At 72.6% G+C, this 21,710-nt stretch carries 22 protein-coding genes and 1 pseudogene; 15 read left to right on the top strand and 8 right to left on the bottom strand.

Going from position 1 to position 21,710, the window contains the following annotated elements; genetic code table 11:
• Window positions 1–77 precede the first annotated feature (77 nt).
• Window positions 78–2,691 (top strand): annotated as a pseudogene (gene mutS, locus P2T37_RS07565) (DNA mismatch repair protein MutS).
• Window positions 2,692–2,697: 6 nt separating this feature from the next.
• Here mutS and P2T37_RS07560 read toward each other — a convergent pair.
• The 4 genes from P2T37_RS07560 to P2T37_RS07545 form a co-directional block, all read right to left on the bottom strand.
• A complete protein-coding gene (locus P2T37_RS07560; protein WP_276233305.1) occupies window positions 2,698–2,844 on the bottom strand; it encodes a hypothetical protein in 147 nt (48 codons plus the stop codon).
• Between the two features lie 37 nt (window positions 2,845–2,881).
• Window positions 2,882–3,340, bottom strand: a complete 459-nt coding sequence (locus P2T37_RS07555; protein WP_276233304.1) for a MaoC family dehydratase — start codon at window positions 3,338–3,340, stop codon at window positions 2,882–2,884.
• A 39-nt stretch (window positions 3,341–3,379) separates the two neighbouring features.
• Window positions 3,380–3,841 (bottom strand): NUDIX hydrolase, encoded by a 462-nt coding sequence (locus tag P2T37_RS07550; protein WP_276233303.1) that lies wholly within the window; start codon window positions 3,839–3,841, stop codon window positions 3,380–3,382.
• Between the two features lie 82 nt (window positions 3,842–3,923).
• Complete coding sequence (locus P2T37_RS07545) at window positions 3,924–4,910, bottom strand: ring-cleaving dioxygenase (RefSeq protein WP_276233302.1); 987 nt, start codon at window positions 4,908–4,910, stop codon at window positions 3,924–3,926.
• A 115-nt stretch (window positions 4,911–5,025) separates the two neighbouring features.
• Here P2T37_RS07545 and P2T37_RS07540 point away from each other — a divergent pair, with 115 nt between their 5' ends.
• Window positions 5,026–6,366 carry a cytochrome P450 gene (locus P2T37_RS07540; protein WP_276233301.1) on the top strand — a complete coding sequence of 447 codons (1,341 nt, stop codon included), beginning with the start codon at window positions 5,026–5,028 and terminating at the stop codon, window positions 6,364–6,366.
• Here the strand turns inward: P2T37_RS07540 and P2T37_RS07535 are convergent.
• Window positions 6,363–6,872, bottom strand: coding sequence for a PAS domain-containing protein (locus P2T37_RS07535; protein ID WP_276233300.1), 510 nt, complete (start codon window positions 6,870–6,872; stop codon window positions 6,363–6,365). The genes P2T37_RS07540 and P2T37_RS07535 overlap by 4 nt on opposite strands.
• A gap of 70 nt (window positions 6,873–6,942) precedes the next feature.
• Window positions 6,943–7,443: a hypothetical protein gene (locus P2T37_RS07530; protein ID WP_276233299.1), complete on the bottom strand. Its 501-nt coding sequence runs from the start codon at window positions 7,441–7,443 to the stop codon at window positions 6,943–6,945.
• 159 nt (window positions 7,444–7,602) lie between these two features.
• Here P2T37_RS07530 and trxA point away from each other — a divergent pair, with 159 nt between their 5' ends.
• The gene (gene trxA / locus P2T37_RS07525; RefSeq protein WP_276233298.1) at window positions 7,603–8,001 is read left to right on the top strand and encodes a thioredoxin; all 399 of its coding nucleotides are present in this window, start codon (window positions 7,603–7,605) and stop codon (window positions 7,999–8,001) included.
• 127 nt (window positions 8,002–8,128) lie between these two features.
• Here the strand turns inward: trxA and P2T37_RS07520 are convergent, their stop codons facing one another.
• Complete coding sequence (locus P2T37_RS07520) at window positions 8,129–8,575, bottom strand: peroxiredoxin (protein ID WP_276233297.1); 447 nt, start codon at window positions 8,573–8,575, stop codon at window positions 8,129–8,131.
• Between the two features lie 85 nt (window positions 8,576–8,660).
• On the opposite strand from P2T37_RS07520, the gene P2T37_RS07515 reads away from it, so the two are divergent.
• Window positions 8,661–9,362, top strand: coding sequence for a hypothetical protein (locus tag P2T37_RS07515; protein ID WP_276233296.1), 702 nt, complete (start codon window positions 8,661–8,663; stop codon window positions 9,360–9,362).
• Here P2T37_RS07515 and P2T37_RS07510 read toward each other — a convergent pair.
• Window positions 9,359–10,279 carry a hypothetical protein gene (locus P2T37_RS07510; protein WP_276233295.1) on the bottom strand — a complete coding sequence of 307 codons (921 nt, stop codon included), beginning with the start codon at window positions 10,277–10,279 and terminating at the stop codon, window positions 9,359–9,361. The genes P2T37_RS07515 and P2T37_RS07510 overlap by 4 nt on opposite strands.
• Before the next feature lie 187 nt (window positions 10,280–10,466).
• On the opposite strand from P2T37_RS07510, the gene P2T37_RS07505 reads away from it, so the two are divergent.
• The 11 genes from P2T37_RS07505 to P2T37_RS07455 are packed head-to-tail and all read left to right on the top strand — an operon-like array spanning window position 10,467 to window position 21,680.
• The gene (locus P2T37_RS07505) at window positions 10,467–11,654 is read left to right on the top strand and encodes a PstS family phosphate ABC transporter substrate-binding protein (RefSeq protein ID WP_276233294.1); all 1,188 of its coding nucleotides are present in this window, start codon (window positions 10,467–10,469) and stop codon (window positions 11,652–11,654) included.
• 49 nt (window positions 11,655–11,703) lie between these two features.
• On the top strand, window positions 11,704–12,831 hold the full coding sequence (gene pstC / locus P2T37_RS07500) for a phosphate ABC transporter permease subunit PstC (protein ID WP_276233293.1): 1,128 nt from the start codon (window positions 11,704–11,706) through the stop codon (window positions 12,829–12,831).
• Entirely contained in the window at window positions 12,831–14,504 is a 1,674-nt protein-coding gene (gene pstA / locus P2T37_RS07495; protein ID WP_276233292.1) for a phosphate ABC transporter permease PstA, read from the top strand. Before pstC ends, pstA begins: the two co-directional genes overlap by 1 nt.
• A gap of 2 nt (window positions 14,505–14,506) precedes the next feature.
• Window positions 14,507–15,415 (top strand): phosphate ABC transporter ATP-binding protein PstB, encoded by a 909-nt coding sequence (gene pstB / locus P2T37_RS07490; protein WP_276233291.1) that lies wholly within the window; start codon window positions 14,507–14,509, stop codon window positions 15,413–15,415.
• Between the two features lie 2 nt (window positions 15,416–15,417).
• Complete coding sequence (phoU, locus tag P2T37_RS07485) at window positions 15,418–16,086, top strand: phosphate signaling complex protein PhoU (protein WP_276233290.1); 669 nt, start codon at window positions 15,418–15,420, stop codon at window positions 16,084–16,086.
• Complete coding sequence (locus tag P2T37_RS07480) at window positions 16,086–17,096, top strand: phosphate signaling complex PhoU family protein (RefSeq protein ID WP_276233289.1); 1,011 nt, start codon at window positions 16,086–16,088, stop codon at window positions 17,094–17,096. Before phoU ends, P2T37_RS07480 begins: the two co-directional genes overlap by 1 nt.
• A gap of 31 nt (window positions 17,097–17,127) precedes the next feature.
• Entirely contained in the window at window positions 17,128–17,409 is a 282-nt protein-coding gene (locus P2T37_RS07475) for a hypothetical protein (protein WP_276233288.1), read from the top strand.
• 60 nt (window positions 17,410–17,469) lie between these two features.
• Window positions 17,470–17,868: a hypothetical protein gene (locus tag P2T37_RS07470; RefSeq protein ID WP_276233287.1), complete on the top strand. Its 399-nt coding sequence runs from the start codon at window positions 17,470–17,472 to the stop codon at window positions 17,866–17,868.
• A gap of 16 nt (window positions 17,869–17,884) precedes the next feature.
• Window positions 17,885–18,298: an NUDIX hydrolase gene (locus tag P2T37_RS07465; RefSeq protein ID WP_276233286.1), complete on the top strand. Its 414-nt coding sequence runs from the start codon at window positions 17,885–17,887 to the stop codon at window positions 18,296–18,298.
• Entirely contained in the window at window positions 18,295–20,256 is a 1,962-nt protein-coding gene (gene mutL, locus P2T37_RS07460) for a DNA mismatch repair endonuclease MutL (protein WP_276233285.1), read from the top strand. The genes P2T37_RS07465 and mutL overlap by 4 nt, the downstream gene beginning before the upstream one ends.
• 29 nt (window positions 20,257–20,285) lie before the next feature.
• Complete coding sequence (locus P2T37_RS07455) at window positions 20,286–21,680, top strand: sodium-dependent transporter (RefSeq protein WP_276233284.1); 1,395 nt, start codon at window positions 20,286–20,288, stop codon at window positions 21,678–21,680.
• Window positions 21,681–21,710: the final 30 nt, after the last annotated feature.

The raw sequence follows: 21,710 nt of genomic DNA, 5'->3' as shown, positions 1-21,710 counted from the left end.
GACACAAAACCGCGGCGGCCCCGCCCCGCCCGCCCCGGACCCACAGCTTCATACCCCGAAGGCCACGACGGGGAGCCATGACCGCGGAGGGAATCGTCGGCGAGTTCTTCGCGCTGAAACGCGAGTCCGAGGCGGACGTGCTGGCGATGCAGATGGGCGATTTCTACGAGTTCTTCGGCGAGGACGCGGCGACGGTGGGCGACGAACTGGACCTGAAGGTGTCCGAGCGCTCCTCGGGCGGCGAGATGTACGAGATGGCCGGGGTCCCCGTCGCGGACCTCGACCCCTACCTGAAGGCGCTGGTCGAGCGCGGCTACCGCGTGGCCGTCGCCGACCAACACGAGGTCGAGGGGGGGCCACGAGCGGCGTATCTCCCGGGTCGTGACGCCGGGGACGCTCGTGGACCCGTCGGGCGACGACGCGCAGTACCTCGCCGTCGCCGTCGAGAACGCCGGGACGTACGGGCTGGCCTTCCTCGACGTGACGACCGGCCGCTTCCACGTGACCTCGCTCTCCGGCACGGACGCCGAGTCGCGCGCGCTCACGGAACTGTACCGCTTCGCGCCGACCGAACTGCTGCCGGGGCCGGGGCTGCGGAGCGACGACGGCTTCCTCGACGCCGTCCGCGAGCGCGTCGACGCGACGATGACCCTCCACGCGACGGACGACTTCGGGCCCGGTCGCGCCCGACACACCCTGCGCGAGCAGTTCGGCGAGGCCGCGGAGAGCGTCGGCTTGGACGACGAGGCGGCGGTCCAGGCGGCCGGCGCCGCGCTGTCGTACGTCGCGGAGACGGGCGTCGGCGTCCTCGCCTCAGTCACCCGCCTGCGGACGTACACGCCCGACGAACACGTCTCGCTGGACGCGACGACCCAGCGCAACCTCGAACTCACGGAGCCGATGACCGCCCGCGGCGTCTCGCTGTTCGAGACGATAGACCACACCGAGACGAGCGCGGGCGGCCGCCTGCTGAAGGAGTGGCTCGGCCGCCCCGTCCGTCGGCGCGGGGAACTGGAGGCGCGCCACGCCGCCGTCGAGGCGCTGTCGGCCGACGCGATGGGCCGCGAGCGAATTCGCGACCTGCTCTCGGGCGCGTACGACCTCGAACGGCTGGCCTCGCGGGCGGTGTCGGGGAGCCTCGACGCCCCCGCGATGTGCCGGGTGCGCGACACGCTCGCGCTCGTCCCGGACCTCCGCGAGGCGGTCGAGTCGAGCCCGCGACTCGACGGGTCGGCGGTCGCGGACGCGCTCGCCGACCTCGACACCGACGCCGCGGCCGCCCTCCACGCCGAACTGGACGAGGCGCTCGCGGCCGACCCCCCGGGAACCCTGACCGAGGGCGGCCTGCTCCGGCCGGAGTACGACGAGGAGTTGGCCGAGGTCGTGGAGCGGTACGAGGCGGCCGCGGAGTGGATAGACACGCTCGCGGAGCGCGAGAGGGCGGAACACGGCCTCTCGCGTATCACCGTGGACCGCAACACGACGGACGGCTACTACATCCAGGTCGGGAAGTCCGTCGCCGACGAGGTGCCGGACCACTACGAGGGCATCAAGACGCTGAAGAACTCCGAGCGGTTCACGACCCCCGAACTGGAGGAGCGCGAGCGGGAGATCGTCCGGCTGGAGGAGGAGCGGGGCGAACTGGAGTACGAACTGTTCCGCGACCTGCGCGAGCGGGTGGCCGACCGCGCCGGCCTGCTCCAGCGCGTCGGCGCGACGCTCGCCGAGGTGGACGTGTACTGCTCGCTCGCGGCCCACGCGGTGCGCAACGACTGGACGCGGCCCGACCTCACGGACGACAGCGTCCTCCACGTCGAGGCGGGTCGCCACCCCGTCGTGGAGCAGTCGGTCGAGTTCGTCCCGAACGACCTGCATCTGGACCGCGACCGGCGGTTCCTCCTCGTCACGGGCCCGAACATGAGCGGGAAGTCGACGTACATGCGGCAGGCCGCGCTCATCACCGTGCTGGCGCAGGCGGGGAGTTTCGTCCCCGCCGACGCCGCCACGGTGGGGCTCGTTGACGGCGTGTTCACCCGCGTGGGCGCGCTGGACGAACTCGCGCAGGGGCGCTCGACGTTCATGGTCGAGATGCAGGAGCTATCGAACATCCTCCACTCCGCGACCGAGGAGTCGCTGGTCGTCCTCGACGAGGTGGGCCGGGGGACGGCGACGTACGACGGCATCTCCATCGCGTGGGCCGCGACGGAGTACCTCCACAACGAGGTGGGCGCGAAGACGCTCTTCGCCACCCACTACCACGAACTCACGGGGCTGGCCGACCACCTCGACCGGGTGGCGAACGTCCACGTCGCGGTGGACGAGGACGGCGAGGACGTGACCTTTCTCCGCACGGTGGTGGAGGGCGCGACCGACCGCTCGTACGGCGTCCACGTCGCGGAACTCGCGGGCGTCCCCGACCCCGTCGTCGCCCGCGCGCGGGACGTGCTCGACCGCCTGCGCCGCGAGCAGGCCATCGAGGCGAAGGGGTCGGGCGGCGGGACGGTCCAGGCGACGTTCGACCTCGGGAGCGGGTCGTTCCGCGGCGCGGCCAACGCCGACGGGGGCGCGGCCGACGAACCCGACCCCGGGACGGCGGCCGTCCTCGACGAACTCCGGGACACGGACGTGAACGCCACGCCGCCGGTCGAACTGATGGCGAAGGTACAGGAGTGGCAGGAGCGGCTGGAGTAGGCGGCCTCACTCGACGGCCAGCCCGTAGTAGTCGGCCGCGGCCGCGACGAGCAGCACGCCGGGGTAGGTGTCGCGGGCGCGGTCGTTGTACACGAGCGTGTAGCCGACCGAGACGGCCGTACAGCCGGCGAGCGCGGCGGCGAGTCGGTCCACGTCGGACGGAGGAGCCGCGGACACAAGCCTCCCGCGGTCAGTCGCGCCGGCCGACGACGTTGTGCGAGCGGACCGAGAGCACCTCCTCCCGCTCGCCGTCGCGCTCGGCGAACACCCAGCGGTCGAAGGTGACGTAGCCGCGGTCGTCGCGGCTCTCGGAGGGCCGTTTCTCCGCGACCTCGATGGACAGCGAGAGGGTGTCGCCGGGCGTGACGGGCGCGTGCCACCGCAGGTCGTCCATCCCCAGCCCGCCCATGTTGTCGAGGCCGTGGCCGCCGACGAACTCGGTGACGAACAGCCGGACGGAGAGACACAGCGTGTGGAGGCCGCTGGCGACGAGTTCGCCGAACATCGACTCCGTCGCGGCCTCGGGGTCGGTGTGGAACGGCTGGGGGTCGAACTGCTCGGCGAACGCGATTATCTCCGACTCGGTCACGGCGTACTCGCCGACCTCGTACGTCGTCCCGACCTCGACGTCCTCGAAGTGAAGCGTCATCGGGCCGGGCTACGGGCCGGGCGGTATTCGCCTCTGGGGTCAGTCGGCGGCGATGCCGCCGGCCGGTTCCTCGGCCGCGGCGAGCGCGCCGAGGTAGTCGTCGAGGTCGAGCGCGAACTCGCCGCGGGCGGGGAGGTCCACCCACCGGAACGCGAACTCCGCGCCGCGCTCCTCGCCCGTCCCGGTGACGGTGTGGGTCCACGCGTCCCGCGGCTCGTGGACGGGGACGCGGTAGAAGCTCCGCACGTACCGCTTGGGCGGGTCGTTCCGGCGGTTCCACACGTCGGTGGCGAGGTGGCGCACCCGGCCGACGGTGGCGACGCCGCTCTCCTCTATCACCTCGCGGTACAGCGCCTCGCGCGGGTCCTCGTCGGCCTCGACGGTCCCCTTCGGTATCTGGAGGCCGTCGTGGCCCGGTCCCTCGAACACCAACAGCTCCGACCCGTTGCGGGTCACGTACGCGCAGGCCTTCTTCACGTACTCGGTCTCGCGGCCGTTCATACCACGTTCGTGGTACACTATCACATAAGGCTGTTCGGACCCACAGTTCTAGGAATATAATGTGGACGGGAAGGGGAGCCGGTTACTGCTCGACCGGGTCCTCGGGGCGGGGCACCGTCACGTCGGGGAGGTTCGCCTCGATCTGCTCGCGGCGCGACTCGAACTTCCCGGGGAGGACGAGCCGTTCGCCCAGTTCGTCGAGCGGCTCGTCGCTGTCGTAGCCCGGGTCGCTCGTCGCCAGCTCGAACAGGACGCCGCCGTGCTCGCGGAAGTAGACGGAGCGGAACCAGTGGCGATTTATCTGGTTCGTCGGGGAGAGGCCCGCGCGGCGCACGGCCTCGCGCATCGCCTCCTGGTCGTCGTCCGTGGGCGTCTGGAAGGCGACGTGGTGGACCGTACCGCGGCCCTGTCGCCCGGCGGAGATGGTCGGGAGCACGTCGACGTACGTCCCGACGGGACCGGCGGCGGCGAAGCGCGTCCGGCGATCGCCCGGCGCGTCGCCCTGTGCCTGCTCGGTGCCGACCTCCTCGAGGCCCATCGTCCGCAGGAGGTCGCCCGTCGGCTCCGGGTCCGGGAGCCACAGCGTCACGGAGTGGAAGCCGCGGATGGCGTGCTCCTCGGGGACGAACGCCGTCCACGGCACCGTCGGGTCGTCGTCGGGTATCTCGACCGCGACGAGCTCTATCGGGAGGCCATCGGGGTCCGAGAACGGAAGCACCGTCTCGCCGAACCGCTCGACGCGCTCGTCGTACTCGACGCCGTGGTCGTCGAAGCGGTCCTCCCAGTAGTCGAGGCTCCCCTCGGGGACGCGGAACGCGGTCCGGGCGGCCTGCCGGGAGCCGACCTTGCCGGCGGGCGCGCCGGCCGACGGGAAGAACGTCATGCTCGTCCCGGGGCTCCCCTCCGCGTCGGCGAAGAAGAAGTGGTACGTCCCGGGCTCGTCCTGGTTGATCGAGCGCTTCACGAGTCGGAGGCCGAGCGTCTCGACCCAGAAGTCCATGTTGCGCTGCGGGTCGCCGGCGATACAGGTGACGTGGTGGATGCCCGGCGTGGGCGTGACCTCGCTCATACCCCGTGTACGCACCCCTGCCACTTGACTTCGCGCTGACGCGCGTGTCACCGGGGGGCGTGCGGGCCGCCGGGGCCGGCGGGAAGGCTTTGCCCGCGCGGCCCCCAGAACGGCCGTGTCCGTCCCGACGGTCGGTCCCCGCGACGTTCCCGCGCTCGTCCGCGCCCACGCCCGCGAGGACGTCGTGGGCGTCGCCCGCGTCCTCCGCGAGCGCCACGGCCACCTCGTTCGAATCGCCGTTCCCCGCGGCCCGACGGCCTATCTGGTCACGCACCCCGAGGACGTGGAGCGCGTCCTCCGCTCGGAGCCCGAGCGCTTCGGCTACTACACCGGGGACGCGGCGAGCGACTTCGACCGCGCGCTCGGCGACACCGTCGTCTCGCTCACCGAGGCGTCGGGCGGCTGGCTCGAACGCCTCCGCGCGCTCGCCCCGGAGTTCCGGCGCGCGAGCATCGAGCCGAAGGCCCCGGGCCTTGCCGACGCGGCCGCGGAGGCGTACGCCGAGCACGCCGGCGAGCGGGTCGATTCCCTGCGGCTCGCGCGCGTCGCGAGCCTTCGGATGCTCGGCCGCTGGCTGTTCGGCCCGGACGTGCGCCGCCACGAGGAGGCGGTCGTCGAGGCCGTGACGACCCTCAGAGGCGCGTTCAAGCGTCGCAACCTCACCGTCCGGGGCGCGGTCGCCGGCGCGCTCGGCGTCGGGGGCGACGAGGCCGACATCGAGGCGGCGATAGGAACGCTCGAATCGGTGGCCGCGGCGCTGGTCGCGCGCCGGGTCGCGTCGCCCGACGACTACGACGACGCGCTGGCGACGTGGCTGACGCGGCCGGACCCCGTGACGGGGGAGCCGCTCGCCCCCGCGACGGTCGAGCGGGAGGCCGTCGGGATGGTCGTCGCCGGCTTCGCCACCCTATCCGCCGGGCTGTCGTGGGCGATACACGCGCTGGCGCGCCGCCCCGAACTGCAGGCACGCCTCGCGGCGGAGGCCGAGCGGAGCGCGCTGTTCGGGGGCGAAGTCGAGGGCTCGACCGCCGACCAACTCCCCCTCGCGGACGCCGTCTGGAGCGAGGCGATACGGCTCTACCCGCCGCTCCCGCTGTTCGGCCGGCAGGTGGCGGAGCCGGTGCGGTTCCGCGGGCACGCGCTCGACCCCGGCGCGCTGGCGCTCGTCAGCCCCTACGTGACGGGCCGCGACCCGGCGTTCTGGTCGTCGTCGGAGCGGTTCGACCCGGCGCGGTGGCGAGGCCCGACAGAACGCCCCGAGTTCGCCTTCTACCCCTTCGGCGGGGGGCGCCACGCCTGTCTCGGGGAGGCCGTCGCCACGGCGGAGGCGCGGGTCGCACTCGCGGCGCTGTGTCGCGACTACCGGCTCCGTTCCCCTATCGCGGGCGCACGGCCCGAGTTCTCCGTCACGCTCCAGCCCGACCGGGCGCTCCCGGTGCGGCTGGACCCCCGTTAGACGCGCTCCTGGACGCCGAACCACTCGGTGACGGTGCCGGCGTCGTCGGTCATCGGGAGCAGGGAGACGCGGTTGCGGAAGGGGGTGCCGTCGGCGCGGTAGTTCGTGAGTTCGACCGTCGTCGGCTCCCACGTCCGCAGCGCCTCGTGGAGGTCGGCGACGGCCTCGCGCTCGGTGTCGGGCCCCTGCAACAGCCGGAGGTTCTCGCCCGCGAGGTCGGCCATCGCGTAGCCGGTCATCCCCCGGAGCGTCCGGTTCGCGTAGAGGACGGGGTTGTCCTCGTAGGCCGGGCCGGCGAGCGTGACGCCGAAGGGCGCGTCGTCGAGCAGCCACACCCGGCGCACGAGCCGCTTTCGGCGGGCGAGGAGGTCGGGCCACGCCGGGCAGTCGTCGGGGCCGTCGAAGGCGTCGAGCGGCGGCACCTCGACGCCGAGCAGGTCGCCCGCGTCGCGTGCGAAGGCCGCCTCGTCGGCCGCGAGCAGGTCGAGGACGGTCCCGCGGTCCATGTCCGAGGGTGGGCGGGCCCGCTGAAACACCCGTCGCTCGCGGCGGGGAAAGCGGGAATCGGGGACCGACTCAGAAGGACTGCTCGAACGTCGTCGCGCCGGACTGCGGGTTCACGACGCCCTCGACGGTGTAGGAGCCGTCCGGGGCCGCGACGCCCGACAGTTCGACCGCGACGGTGTCCTCGGCGGCGATGCTGTACGCGCCGCCGAAGTCGGCCGTCATCGTCGAGCCGTTGTTCGACGTGCTCGTGCCGTCGAGGTCGTCGGAGACGTCCTCGCCGCCGAGGGTCGCGGAGGCCACGCTCGCGTCGGCGACCGCGCCCGACCCGTCCGGGTAGTCGAACCGGAGCGCCGTGAGCGAACTGCCCGCCACGTCGTCGTTGCTCCCGACGGTGTACTGGAAGCTGTCCGTCGAGCCGGAGCCGTCCGACCCGCCGTCGGTGGGGGTCGCGTCGCCGCCGTCGCTACTATTGTCGCCCGTGTCGCCGCCGCCGGAACAGCCGGCGAGGCCGACCATCGCCGCGGCTCCGAGGCCCTTCAACGCGTCACGTCGGTGGAGGTTCTTCCTCACGAGCATGAACTCTCAGGGCCGCCGTAAACCGCTTGGGGCCGAATCGAGGTGTTTGACACCACTTAGCACGGTGTTTTCGGTCGATTCGGTGAGCCGGCGCGTACCCGGTTACCGAACGGTTGCCTGAGGATTGACGTAGCCCGGCCCCGTAGGGCGGGTATGAGCGAGAGCGATACCGACAGCGAACTGGACGCCATCCGCGAGGAGAAGCGCGCCGAACTCGAATCGAAGGGGGAGTCGCCGGGCGAGCCCATCCACCTGAACGGCGAGGCCGAACTGGACGCCGCCGTCGCGGAACACGACCGCCTGCTCGTTGACTTCCACGCCGACTGGTGTGGCCCGTGTCAGATGATGAACCCCACGCTGGAGGCGTTCGCCGCCGAGACGGACGTGACCGTGGCGAAGGTGGACGTGGACGAGAACCAGGCGCTCGCGTCGGCCTACGGCGTGCGCGGCATCCCGAACCTGCTGTATTTCGCCGACGGCGAGCAGGTCCAACAGCTCACGGGGCTCCAGCAGCGCGAGACGCTCGACCGCCTCGTCGAGCAGTACGCCTAGAGGAGCGCGGGAACGAGCCCCGCGAGCAGGGCGAGGAACACCAGCATCACGCCGGCGAGCATGAACCGGTCAGCGCCGCTCGTACTCCGCTGTAGGGCCTCGAACGCAAGAGCGTGTCAGGTCCGGGTCAGGCGGCCGCGTGCTCGCGCGCGTCGTCGAGCACCTCGCGGGCGTGCCCCTTCGGCTCCGCGAGTTCGGGGTCGTAGGTCGCGACGACCTCGCCGTCGGCGAGCAGGAACGTCAGCCGGTCGGTGTACCCCTCGTCGGTGTCGATGCCGAACGCCGCGGCCACCTCGCCGTCCGGGTCGGCGAGCAGGTCGAACTCCAGGCCGTGTTCGTCGGCGAAGTCGGCGTGGCTCTCCACGCCGTCCATCGAGACGCCGTACACCGTCACGCCCGCGTCCTCGTACTCGGGGAGGGCGTCCTGGAACTCGTTGGCCTCGATGGTACACCCCCCGGTGAAGTCCTTCGGGTAGAAGTAGACGACCGTCGTCCGGCCGAAGTCGGGCGTCACCGTCTCCCCGTCCTGGTTCTGCGCACTGACCTCGGGCGCCGCGTCGCCGGCTTCGAGCATACACGCATCTTGAACGCCTGCGTCTTACCCGTTCGGGTGGCGACAGGCGCGAGGGACTAAGTCGTCGCCACCCCGTGACCCGTCCGTGTACCGGGCCCTCCTCCTCGTCCTCGTCGCGCTGGCCGGCTGTGGCTCCTTCGCCGGGGGCGACGCGCCCGGCGTGACGGTCGAGGGCGCGGTCGACGCCGACCGCCTGCTCGCGGCGGACGCCCGCGTTCGCGACGCGACGAGCTACCGGGTGGTGCGGAACGTCACGGTCCGCGGGGACGGCTGGACGACCCGCGCCGACCGCGTGCGCGACGCGAACGGGACGGCGGCGTACCAGCGGCTCGACATCACCGAGTCGGCGCGGCTGGGCGCGGTCGTCGGCCGCGGCGAGGTCTGGACGAACGGGTCGGCGGTGTACGTCCGTACGTACGCGCCCGACGGGACCCGCATCGAGCGCGGGCGCCTCCCGAGCGAGCCGCGACACTACGCCCTCCTGACGGAGTTGCGCGGGCGGCTGCTTCGCGCCGGGGAGTTCCGCGCCGAGCCGACCGACGGCGGCGCGGTGCTCCGGTCGGCCGGCGACCTGACGCTGTCGGGGAACCCGGTCGCCTTCTCGGTCGGCGACCCACGGAACGTCACCGCGCGCGTGACGGTCGCGGAGTCGGGGCTCGTCGAGTCGGTCCGGGTCGCCTACGACGCGCCGTTCCGCGGGGAGTTCGTGCGCGTCGAGATACGCCATCGCGTGGTCGCCGTCGGGGAGACGACCGTCGAGCGGCCGGCGTGGACGACCGAGGACTAGCCGCCGAACGCGGCCGCCCGGCGGTCGTCCAGCGTCGCCTCGACGGCGGCCCAGTCCACCGGGGCCTCGAACGCCGACAGCGCCTCCGCGAGCGCGGCGACGTCGTCGCCGAACCGGTCCCGGTAGGAGGGTTCGGCGGCCGCCGACAGCCGCTCCGCGAGCGCGTCCGTACGCTCGTCGAGGTCGGCGACGCGCTCGTCGAGGTCGGCGGGCACGGTCGCGTCCCCGTCGGCGAGCGTGTGGAGGTCGTCGAGTTCGGCCGCGAGGTCGCGCACGACCAGGTCGAGGACGCGCACGCGCATGGTCGCGTCCGCCCACTCGGCGGCGGGGTCGTCGGCGTCGGGGACGGCGTCGGCGGCGGCTTCGAGGTCCGCGACCGACTCCGCGACGAGGTCGGCGTCGCCCCCGAACTCGTCGTGGCGCCGCGACGGGTTGGCGAGCCACGACTCGAACTCGTCGAGGTCGAAGGCGAGGTCGTCGGCCGTCCGTACGACCCCCTGCGCGTGCGAGGCGACCTCGCGGACCTCGACGGCGAGGTCGTACACCTCGTCGCCGTCGAGACGGCCGACCGGGCGCGCGAGGTCGTCGGTGAGGTTCGCCGACCGCTCCTCGACGGCGTCGAGCCGCGCCGCGTACCCGTCGAGGCGGGCGGCGACCGTGTCCACGTCGGCGACGGGTGCGGCCGCCTCCCGGGCGTCCGCGAAGGCGTGGACCGCGCGCTCGGTGCGCGTCTCCGCGGTCGAGACCACCATCGCGGTGTCGGTGACGGCCGCTTCGACGGCGTCGCGGGTGACGCGGCCGTCCTCGACGACGGGGTCGAGCGCCTCGCGCACGCGGTCCGGGGTCGGGCCGTCCTCGTCCGCCACGGCGGCGACCACCTCCTCGACCGACCGGCCAACGAGTCCGTCCTCCCTCATGGGCGACGGTGGCCGCCCGAGATGGATGTACCCTCCTAAGAGGCGTCTATCGCCGTCCCGAGCGGTCGGGTGAGCTATATACCGCACCCGTCGGCTCGCCCGTAATACCCGTCCCACCCCAGCAGGCCGTATCGCCCGATAGCGGTATTATAAACCGCTTTAGTCGGTTCTCGGCACCACTCGGGTGATGGCAAGCGAGCCGAAGCGGTCTGGCGACGTATCGCGGCGTAAGTTCCTGCTCACGTCGAGCGTGGTCGGCGCGGCGGGGCTGGCGGGGTGTACGGGCGGCACCGGGACCGACGAGGACGACGGCGGCTCCGGGGGGTCGGGGAGCGGGAGTTCGGACGACTCCGGCGGCTCCGGCGACTCCGTCGCCGACGTGACGGCCGAGGGGTCCTCGACGGTGTACCCCATCGCGAACACGGGCTCCTCGTACTGGAACTCCAACCCGCCGAGCGACGACGGCGAGTACTGGGGGACGAACGCCGAGGAGGGTAACACGGTGCCCGGCTGGGACGAACTGGCGAGCAACGGCGCGTCGGACACGCGCCTCGCCGACTACTTCGCGAGCCTCTACGGCTTCGAGCCGACGGGACAGCAGGCGACGCCGCCGTTCGCGACCCGTATCGGCCTGAGCCACTCGGGGACGGGCTGTCAGTCGGTCGTCGACGGCCTCGTGGACATCGGTAACTCCTCGGGTCCCATCACGGCCGAGCTCGGCTGGGACCAGTCGCGCGCCGACGAGGAGGTCGTCGACCACGTCCTCGGCCGCGACGGCCAGCCGGTCGTCGTCAGTTCCGACATCTACGACGCGGGCATCGAACAGCTCACGGGCGAGCAGATCCGCGGCATCTACCAGGGCGACATCACGAACTGGAGCGAGGTCGGCGGCCCGGACCAGGAGATATTCGTCATCGGCCGCGCCGAGGGGTCCGGCACGGACACCTCCTTCCGGCTCAACATGCTCGGCAGCGCGGACGCCGAGATGGAGGTCGACACGCGGTTCGGCCAGAACCAGCAGGTCGCCACCGCGGTCCAGAACAACGAGGGCGCCATCGCGTACATGGCCCTCTCCTTCACGGGGCCGCAGGTCCGTCCCGTCGCCATCAACTTCGAGGGGACGGTGTACGAGACCTCCCGCGACGCGGAGAACACCATCTTCGACAGCGAGTACCCGCTCAACCGCGACCTCCACCAGTACACGAAGATAACCGAGGACACGCCGGAGGGGACGGACATGCGCGAGGCCGCGTTCATCAACATGTTCCTCACCGAGTTCGGCCAGACGCTGTTCGTCGAGGGCGTGGACTACATCCCGCTCCCCACGAGCGACATCGAGGCCGAGTTCGAGAAGCTCCCGGCGCAGGCCAACTGAGGCGGCGGTCCGTCTCCCGTCTTTCCGACCGTACCACCACACATCCACGATGTCTCTATCGAACCGAGCGAGGGGAGGGGTCCGCGCGGCGGCCGACACCGGCCGGCGCGTCCGCGACAGCCTCGCGGACGAGCCGCGGGCGGCCGTCGCGGCCGTCGTCGTCATGGGCGCGTCGCTGCTCGCGGCGCTGGCCGGCTTCGTGCTGGCCTCGCCGCTCACGGCGCTCCCGTTCGCCCTCTTTCTCCTCTCCGCGGGCTACGGGTGGGTCGAGCACCAGGAACTGACCGCGAAGGCGCTCGCGTTCACGACCACGGTGTCGACCGTCCTGATACTGCTTCTGATCACGGTGTACATCTTCGTCGAGGCGATACCGGTGTTCCGCTACGAGAGCGTCGTCGTCGCCGGCGTCGAGGTGCCCGCCGTCAGGATGTTCGTCGAGACCCGCTGGGAGGCGGTCTCCTCGCCCATCCGGTACTCGATGGTGCCGCTCATCCACGGGACGCTGCTCGTCACGCTCATCGCGACGGCCGTCGCCGGCCCGCTGGGGGTCGCGGCGGCGCTGTTCCTCTCGGAGATAGCGCCCTCGGCCGTGCGCGAGGTCGTGAAGCCGGGCGTCGAGATACTCGCCGGGATTCCCTCCATCGTCTACGGCTTCATCGGCTTCACCGTCCTGAGCCCCTGGGCCTCCGAGCAGTTCCGGCTCGTCGGCCAGGGCACCTACCTGTTCGTCGGCGTCATGGTCGGGCTGATGGCGCTCCCGACCGTGGTCTCGGTCGCGGAGGACGCGCTCTCGTCGGTGCCGGAGTCGATGAAGTCCGGCTCGCTGGCGATGGGGACGACCGACTGGCAGACGATGACCTCCATCACCCTGCCGGCGGCGTTCTCGGGTGTCTCCGCGGCGGTCCTGCTCGGCGTCGGTCGCGCCATCGGCGAGACGATGGCCGCGACCGTGATGCTCCGGAACGTCCCGCGGCTGACGGAGCCGCTGTACAACGTCTTCTACGGCCAGGGGACGCTCACCTCGCTCATCGCCTCGAACTACGGCGAGGCGGACGGCCTCCAGCTGTCCGCGCTGTTCGCGGCCGGGGTCATCCTCTTCATCACCGTGCTGGTGCTCTCCATCGGCTCCCAGTACGTCGAGTGGCGGATGCGCAGCAAGCTCGGGGGTGACACCTGATGTCGGGCGAGACGCGCGAGGACCTCGTGACGACCGACACGGCCCGCGACGACCTCGTCGCCGGCGACACGACCGGCACGGGCGCGGTCGCGGCCGCCGCGGTGGGGCTGGCGGCGATACTGTTCGCGCTCGGGCTGGCGGCGCTGTTCGAGGTCGTCTCGCTCACCGCCCCCCTGGCCGGCGTCTCGACGGTCGTCCTGCTCGGCGGGCTCCTGATACTGCTCGGCGGCGCGGTGACGACCTTCGGCCTCGGCTCCCGGCTCGGCTACGTGGAGACGGAGCCGCGCGCGAGCGCCGGACTGGTGGTCGGCGTCGTCTTCGGCGGGCTGTGGTTCGCCGCGGCGGGGCTGTTCACCTCCCAGACGCTCGGCTTCGACACCGTCGCGTGGGCGGCGTCGGCGACGGTCGTCGGCGCGGCCGCCCTCCTCGCCTCGACGCTCACCCGCGAGGACGTCGGCTCGACGGTGCCGGTGGGCCTGTTGACCGTGGTGACGGGCGCGGTGTTCGCCTTCGGCGTCATCGAGCCGGGGTGGACGTGGGACCTCGGCTTCCCGTCGTCCTACACGGCGATATTCGTCGCCGAGTTCGTGGTGCCGGTCGTGACGCTTCTGTGTGCCCTGCTGTGCGGCTGGGCGTCGGCGAAGGCGTACGCCGGCTTCGGCGCCCGCGGCCGCCACACGGGCGCGTACACGCTCGTCTACCTGAACGCCGTCTCCATCGTGCTGGTGTTGTTCGTGCTGGTCGGGTTCACCGTCCTGCAGGGATTCACCCCGATGATGGACGGCTTCCGCGTCGGGCTGGGCGTCGGCCCGGCGACGACGGTCGGCCTGTTCGGCGTCGAACTGTTCACCGTCGTCTGGCCCGTCGACTGGCCGTTCGTGATGAACGGCGTCGGCCTGACGAACGACTTCAACGGCGTGCTCCCGGCCATCGTCGGCACGGTGTGGCTCGTCGTCGGCTCGGTGCTGTTCGCGGTGCCGCTCGGCATCGGCGCGGCGGTGTTCCTCACCGAGTACGCCGAGCGCGGCCGTTTCACGCAGGTCGTCGAGGTGGCGACCAACGGGCTGTGGTCGACCCCGTCCATCGTGTTCGGGCTGTTCGGCGCGGCCTTCCTCGTGCCGCGGTTCGGCAACACGAAGTCGCTGCTCGCGGGGATGTTGACGCTCGCCTTCATGCTGCTGCCGCTCGTCGTCATCACGAGCCGGGAGGCGATGCTCGCCGTCCCCGACGAGTACCGCGACGCGAGCGCGGCGCTGGGGGTCTCGAAGTGGCAGACCGTCCGCAGCGTCGTGCTGCCCGCCGCCCTGCCGGGGGTCGTCACGGGAATCATCCTCGGCGTCGGCCGCATCGCCGGCGAGACGGCCCCAATCCTGCTGACCATGACGAGCGCGCCGTTCCTCGGCGCACAACAGCGCGCGGACGTCATCGGCGGCTTCGAGCTGTCGTGGGGACCGCCGTTCGTCGCCAACGAGGCGCTGTTGCAGGCTACCTCGGCCCTCCCCTACCAGCTGTACGGCCTCATCACGGCCGGCGTCGGCCGGTCGTCGGGGCTGGAGGACATCGAGACGTTCCGGTGGGCGACGGCGCTCGTGCTGCTCGTCGTCGTCCTCTCCTTCTACGCCGTGGGCATCGGCGCGCGCTACTACTTCCGCAGCAAGCTACGACACGACTGACAATGAGCGAGACGACACGACAGACCGAAACGACGGACACCGAGCGACCGACCGAGACGACCGCCGGCGAGACGGACGAGCGCGTCCGCGAGGAGTGGCGCGAGTACGAGTTCGCGGGCGACCCGAAGCTCGCCGTCGAGGACCTCGACGTGTACTACGGGGACGACCACGCGCTCAAGGGAGTCTCGATGGAGATACCCGAGAACAGCGTGACGGCGCTCATCGGGCCGTCGGGCTGCGGGAAGTCCACCTACCTCCGGTGTCTCAACCGGATGAACGACCGGGTCAAGAGCGCCCGCATCGAGGGCTCCGTGAAGCTCGACGGTCGGGAGATATACCAGGACGGCGTCAACCTCGTCGAACTGCGCAAGCGGGTCGGCATGGTGTTCCAGTCGCCGAACCCGTTCCCGAAGTCCATCCGCGAGAACATCTCCTACGGCCCGGAGAAACACGGCGACATCGACACGGGGCTGCTCGCGCGGCTGCTCGGCCGCTCCGACGAGGACGAGCGCGAGGAGCTCGTCGAGCGGTGTCTGCGCGACGCCGCGCTGTGGGACGAGGTGTCCGACCGGCTCGACGACAACGCGCTCGGGCTCTCGGGCGGCCAGCAACAGCGGCTCTGTATCGCCCGCTGTCTCTCCGTCGACCCCGAGGTCATCCTGATGGACGAGCCGGCGTCGGCGCTCGACCCCATCGCCACCTCGAAGATCGAGGACCTCATCGACCAGCTCTCGGAGCACTACACGGTCGTCATCGTCACCCACAACATGCAGCAGGCGGCGCGCATCTCCGACCAGACCGCGGTGTTCCTCACCGGCGGCGAACTCGTCGAGTACGGCGAGACGGACCAGGTGTTCGAGGACCCCCGGAGCCGGCGCGTCGAGGACTACATCACCGGGAAGTTCGGGTGAGGATGGCCCGCGAGACGTACCAGGCGGCGCTGGACCGGCTCCGCGACGACGTGCTCGCGATGGGCGACCTCGTCGTCGACCGCTACGACGACGGGCTGGAGAGCCTCCTCGCGGGCGACCCCGCGCTCGCCGAGTCGGTCGTCGCCGGCGACGACGAGGTGAACGCCCGCTACCTCGCGCTGGAGTCCGACTGCATCGACCTGCTCGCGCTTCAACAGCCCGTCGCCGGGGACCTCCGGTTCGTCGCGGCGTCGTTCAAGATACTCACGGACCTCGAACGGGTCGCGGACCTCGCGACCAACCTCGGCCGGTACGCGCTCGCGGCGGAGGGGTCGTTCCGCCCGGAGGTCGCCGTCGGGGACATCGGCGCGACCGCCCGGGACCTCCTCGTCCGGGCGCTCGACGCCTACGCGACGGGCGACCCGGCGGCCTGTCGCGCCGTCGTCGCGGACGACGACGACCTCGACGCGCTGTGTCTCCACGCCTCCGAGACGGTGACACGGGAGCTGTTGGAGGGGCGCGACGACGCGTGGGACCTCGAACGCGTCGTCGACGACGTGTCGCGGCTGCTGCTCACGGTCCGCGACCTCGAACGCGTCGGCGACCACGCCGTCAACGTCGCCGCGCGAACCCTCTACATGGCCGAGAACGACCCGGAGCTGATTCGCTGATGGAGCGGCGAAAGGTCCAACGGGTCGGCGGCGGCACGTACACCGTCTCGCTCCCGAAAGCGTGGGCCGAACGCGTCGGCCTGTCGGCCGGCACCGCGGTCCACCTCGACCCCTGCGCGGAGGGGCTGGTCGTCGAGCCGGCGACCGGGGCCGACGACCCCACCGCCCGCGTCGTCGTCGCGGTCGACGGCACGGACCCGCGGCGACTCGAACGGCTCCTCCGGGCGGCTTACGCCGCGGGGTTCGAGACGCTCGAACTCGTCGCCCCGTCGGGGTTCTCCCGCGAGGGCCGCCGGACCGTCGAGCGGACGGCGAACGGCTTCGTCGGCGTCGCGCTCGACGCCGAGGCCGACGACCGCCTGGTCCTCCGTGCGCTGCTCGACCCCGACGAAGTGTCGGTGCGCCAGTCGGTCAGACAGCTCTCCTACACGGCGCTGTCGATGCACCGCGACGCGACGGCGGCGCTCGACGGCGACGGCGCGCCGGGCGTCGCGGAGCGCGACGACGAGACGGGCCGACTGTTCGCGATGGTGGACCGCCACGTCGGGCGCGGGCTGGCGCGGCTGGACGAGGCGGACGCGCTCGGCCTCTCGCGGGCCGAACTGTTCGACCTCCGGGCCGTCGCCCGCGAACTCGAACGCGTGGCCGACGCCGCGGCGTCGCTCGCGGGCGTCGCGGCCGCGGACCCCGAGGGCCCGGTCGCGCCGGTGACGGCGTTGGCGCGCGACGCCGCCGCGGTCGCGGAGACGGCCACCGCCGTCGCGGTCGGGGACGCCGACCCCGAGACGGCCCACGACGCGCTGGACGCGAGAGGAGCCGTCCGCGAGCGCGCCCACGGCCTCGACGCCGACCTCGCCGACGCCGGGGCCTATCGGCTGGGCCGCGCGCTCGACCCGGTCCTGCGGACGGTCGAGGCCGGCGGGACGGTCGCCGAACTCGGCCTGCGGGCGGCGGTTCGCCGCGGCGACCTCGACGCCGCGGAGACGGAACTCGCCCCGGGCGACGACTGACGCTTTTGTTCCCGGCTCGCGTTCGCCACCCATGAGCGACCGCGACCCCGAGGCGACCCTGCGCGAGTGGAAGGAGTCGATGGCGGCCGAACACGAGGCGGCCATCGCGAAGCCGGACCCCGACGCCGACCACCGCGTCGAGGCCGTCGTCCAGTACAGCGAGCGCGTCCGCTTCGCGCTCGCGGACGGCGACCTCGCGGAGACCGACCGGGAAACCGTCGAACCCGGCGAGCCGGAGCTGTTCTCGTGTATCTGCGGCGTGCGCGGGATGAGCCGCGAGGAGGCGCGGACACACCTCCGGGCGGCCGAGTGAACCGGGCCGGGTCGGGGGCCGGGGCGAACGCCTTTCGGCGCGCGCACCCGAACCGGGGGCATGGACGACCCGCTCACGGCCGAGGCGCTGGCGGACTACTGCGAGACGCAGGCGGGCCTGCTCGCGGGCCGCATCGAGCGGCTGGGCGAGGAGGCCGAGGTCCTGCTCGACGACGCGGACGCCGACATCGCCGCGGCGCGCGAGGGGGACGCCACCGAGGACGCGCTCGCCGACATCGAGGAGACGCAGGCGCTCGTGGAGGCGAAGCGCGCCCGGATGGCGGCGTTCCGCGACCTCGCGGCCCGCTACGCCGACCTCGCGGGGGGACTCCCGGCGGACCCGGAGGCGGCGCTCGACCGCGTGCTGGCGCTGGAGCGCGAGCACGACGCGCCGGCGTACTTCGAGGAGCGCGAGACGCTGCTGGAGACGGCGGCGCGCGGCGAGCAGGCGCGGGATTGATACGTCGCGCGGCGGAGTGGCTGACGATGACCGAGGGGAGGCGGCCGTGACCGAGCCGATGACCGCGGCGGTGAGCCAGAAGGCCGTCCTGTTCGCGCCCGACGGCGGCGTGCTGCTGCTCGACGACGACGGCTGGGAGTTCCCGGGCGGCGGCGTCGACCGGGGCGAACACCCGGAGGAGGCGCTCGTCCGCGAGTGCCGCGAGGAGACGGGCCTCGACGTGCGCGTCGGCCGGCCGGTCCACACCGCCGTGAAGCGTCGGCGGAAGAAGCGCGCGACGTACCTCGTCTTCTACCGCTGTACGACCGAGGGGACCGAGGTGACCCTCTCCGCGGAGCACACGGACGCGCGGTGGCTCGCGCCAGCCGACGCCCGCCCGCTCCTGAACGACCGCCGGACGACGGCCCTCGACCGGGCGGAGGGAGCGTGATACACCGGCTCGACGACGCGACGGTCGAGCGCATCGCGGCCGGCGAGGTGGTCGAGCGGCCCGCCTCCGTCGTGAAGGAACTCGTCGAGAACAGCGTGGACGCCGACGCCTCGCGCGTCGAGGTGAGCGTCGAGGCCGGCGGCACCGAACGCATCGAGGTCCGCGACGACGGCGTCGGCATCCCGGCCGACGACCTGGAGCTCGCGGTGGCGGAACACGCCACCTCGAAGATCGGCGACATCGACGACCTCGAAGCCGGTGTGGGGACGCTCGGCTTCCGCGGCGAGGCGCTCCACGCCATCGGCGCGGTGTCGCGGCTCACGGTGCGCTCGCGGCCGCGCGGCGCGGACCGCGGCGCCGAACTCCGCGTCGCGGGCGGCGAGGTGGTCGCCCGCGAGCCGGTCGGCTGCCCCGAGGGGACGACGGTCGTCGTGGAGGACCTCTTCTACAACGTTCCGGCCCGCCGGAAGTACCTGAAGGCGGAGGCGACGGAGTTCTCCCACGTCAACGCGGTCGTGTCGGGCTACGCGCTCGCCAGCCCCGGGGTGGCCGTATCGCTGACCCACGACGGCCGCGAGACGTTCGCCACCGAGGGACGGGGCGACCGCCGCTCGGCCGTCATGTCGGTGTACGGCCGCGAGGTCGCGGCGAACATGGTCCCCGTCGAGGGGACCGACGAGGACGGGCCGCTCGCCGCGGTCGGCGGCCTCGTCTCCCACCCGGAGACGAACCGCGCGACCCGCGACTACGTGAACGTCTTCGTCAACGGTCGGTGGGTCACGGCGAGCGCCGTCCGCGACGCCGTGGTGGAGGCGTACGGCCGGCAACTCGCCTCGGACCGCTACCCGTTCGCCGTCCTCGACGTCGAGGTGGACCCCGCGACCGTGGACGTGAACGTCCACCCCCGGAAGCTGGAGGTGCGCTTCGCCGACGAGGACGGGATGGCGAGACAGGTGCGCGACGCCGTCGAGTCCGCCCTGCTCGCGGAGGGGCTGATTCGGACGACCGCGCCGCGGGGCCGCTCGAAGGCCGACCAGACGGAGATAGCGCCGGAGCCGTCCGGCGGGGAGCGCGAGGAGGAACGCGGGGCCGACCGCGCGACCGAGGCCCGGCACCGCGACGCGGGCGCGAACGCGGTGACCGGGTCGGACGCGGCGACCGGGCCGGAGACGACGACGGAGAGCGACGAAGCCGATTCCGGGGCCGACACCCCGGCGTGGCACGCCGGGGCCCGTTCGACCGGAAACGGGGGGCAGTCGGCGGACGACACGGACACGAGGCGGGACACTGACCGCCGCTTCCGCGAGCGGCCGGCCCAGACCACCTTCGACGGGAGCGACCCGGGCGACCACGCGTTCGACACCCTGCCGTCGATGCGCGTGCTGGGACAGCTCCACGACACCTACGTCGTCGCGGAGACGGACGACGGCCTCGTGCTGATAGACCAGCACGCGGCCGACGAGCGGGTGAACTTCGAGCGCCTGCGCGAGCGGTTCGCGGACGGCGTGACGACGCAGACGCTCGCGGAGCCGGTCGAGGTGTCGCTGACGGCGAAGGAGGCGGCGCTCGTCGAGCCGGCGAGCGAGGCGCTCGCGCGGCTGGGCTTTTCGGCGACGCTGGCCGACGACCGCACGCTCCGCGTCTCGACGGTACCGGCGCTGTTGGCCGACGCGGCCGGCCCCGAACTCGTCCGCGACCTCGTGGACGACTTCGCGGACGGCGACCCCGAACGGACGGTCGAGCGCGCCGCCGAGGACCTGCTCGGCGACCTCGCCTGCTACCCCTCGGTGAAGGGGAACACCTCGCTCACGGAGGGGTCGGTGACGGACCTGCTCGCGGCGCTGAACGCCTGCGAGAACCCCTACGCCTGCCCGCACGGCCGTCCCGTCGTCGTGGAGGTGGGCCGCGAGGAGCTGGAGAACCGATTCGAGCGCGACTACCCCGGTCACGGGGGTTGATTTAACACCGTCCCCGGCGGAGCGCGGCCATGGCGACCGAACGGTGGTCCTCGCGGCCCGGGTTCCTGCTCGCCACGGTCGGCGCGGCCGTCGGCCTGGGGAACATCTGGCGGTTCCCGGCCGTGCTGGGGACGAACGGCGGCGGCGCGTACCTCGTGCCGTACCTGCTCGCGGTCGGCTGCTGTGCCGTGCCGCTGCTCGTGCTCGAACTCGCCGTCGGGCGACGGCTGCGGACCGACGTGGTCTCCGCGTTCCGGGGCGTCGGTCCCGGCTACGGCGTCCTCGGGTGGGCGGTCGCGGGCGGCGTCCTGCTCGTGCTCAGCTACTACCTCGTCCTGACGGGGTGGGTGTTCGGCTTCCTCGGCGCGTGGGCGACGGGCGGGTCGACGACGTTCGCGGCGTTCACCGCGGGCTGGCTCCCGGTCGGCTGTTTCGTCGCCGTCACCGTCCTCGTCGCGGCCGTCGTCTCGCTCGGGGTCCGCGACGGCATCGAACGGCTCGCGCGGGTCGTGATGCCGACCGTCTTCCTGCTGCTGGCGGGCATCGCGGCGTACAACCTCACGCTCCCCGGCCGGGACGCGGCGCTCGCGTTCCTGTTCACCCCCGACCTCTCCGTGCTGGGCGACCCGGGGCTGTGGTCGGCCGCCTTCGGACAGGTGTTCTTCTCGCTGTCCGTCGGGCAGGGCATCATGCTCACCTACGGGAGCTACCTCGACGACGGGACGCCGCTGGTCCGCTCGTCGCTCGTCATCGCCGCGGCGGACGTGGCGGCGGCCCTGCTCGCGGGGCTCGTCATCTTCCCCGTGGTGTTCACCGCCGGGCTGACGCCGACGCTCGGGACGGAGCTGGCGTTCACCACCCTCCCCGAGGCGTTCGGCGCGATGCCGTTCGGCCGCGTCGTCGCCGTCGGCTTCTTCGGCCTGCTCCTCCTCGCGGCGCTCACCTCCGCCGTCTCGCTGCTGGAGGTGGTCGTCGCCGCCGCGGCGAACGCGACGCGGCTCGACCGGCGACGCGCCACGGCCGGGGCGACCGCCCTCGTGTTCGTGCTGGGCCTCCCCTCGGCGCTGAGCTACAGCCCCGTTCGACTCGCCGTGGCGGGGCGACCCGTGCTCGACCTCGTCGACGAGTCGGCCGGCACGTACGCGCTCCCCCTCTCCGCGCTGTGTCTCGTCGCGGCGTTCGTCTGGGCCGGCGGCGCGGGGGCGGTCCGCGCCGAACTCGGACGGCTGGACCCGCTCGTCCGCTACGCCATCCCGGCGGTGTTGGTCGCCGCGACGGGTGCGAAGCTGCTGGGGGTCGCCCGGCCCGCGTGGCGACTGCTCGTTGACGGGGCCGCCGGCGTCGGTGGGGCGGTATTCGTGGGTGCGCTCGCCGTCCTCGCTCCCCTCGGATGGTACCTCGGCAGGCGCCGCGGGGGTCGGTAGAGCCACTACACTCAAGCCGATGTACGTTAC

Source organism: Halosegnis marinus (assembly GCF_029338355.1).
In the GTDB taxonomy this organism is placed as follows: domain Archaea; phylum Halobacteriota; class Halobacteria; order Halobacteriales; family Haloarculaceae; genus Halosegnis; species Halosegnis marinus.
Note: the sequence above shows the minus strand (reverse complement) of the source record. Positions and strands in the feature narration are given on the sequence as shown.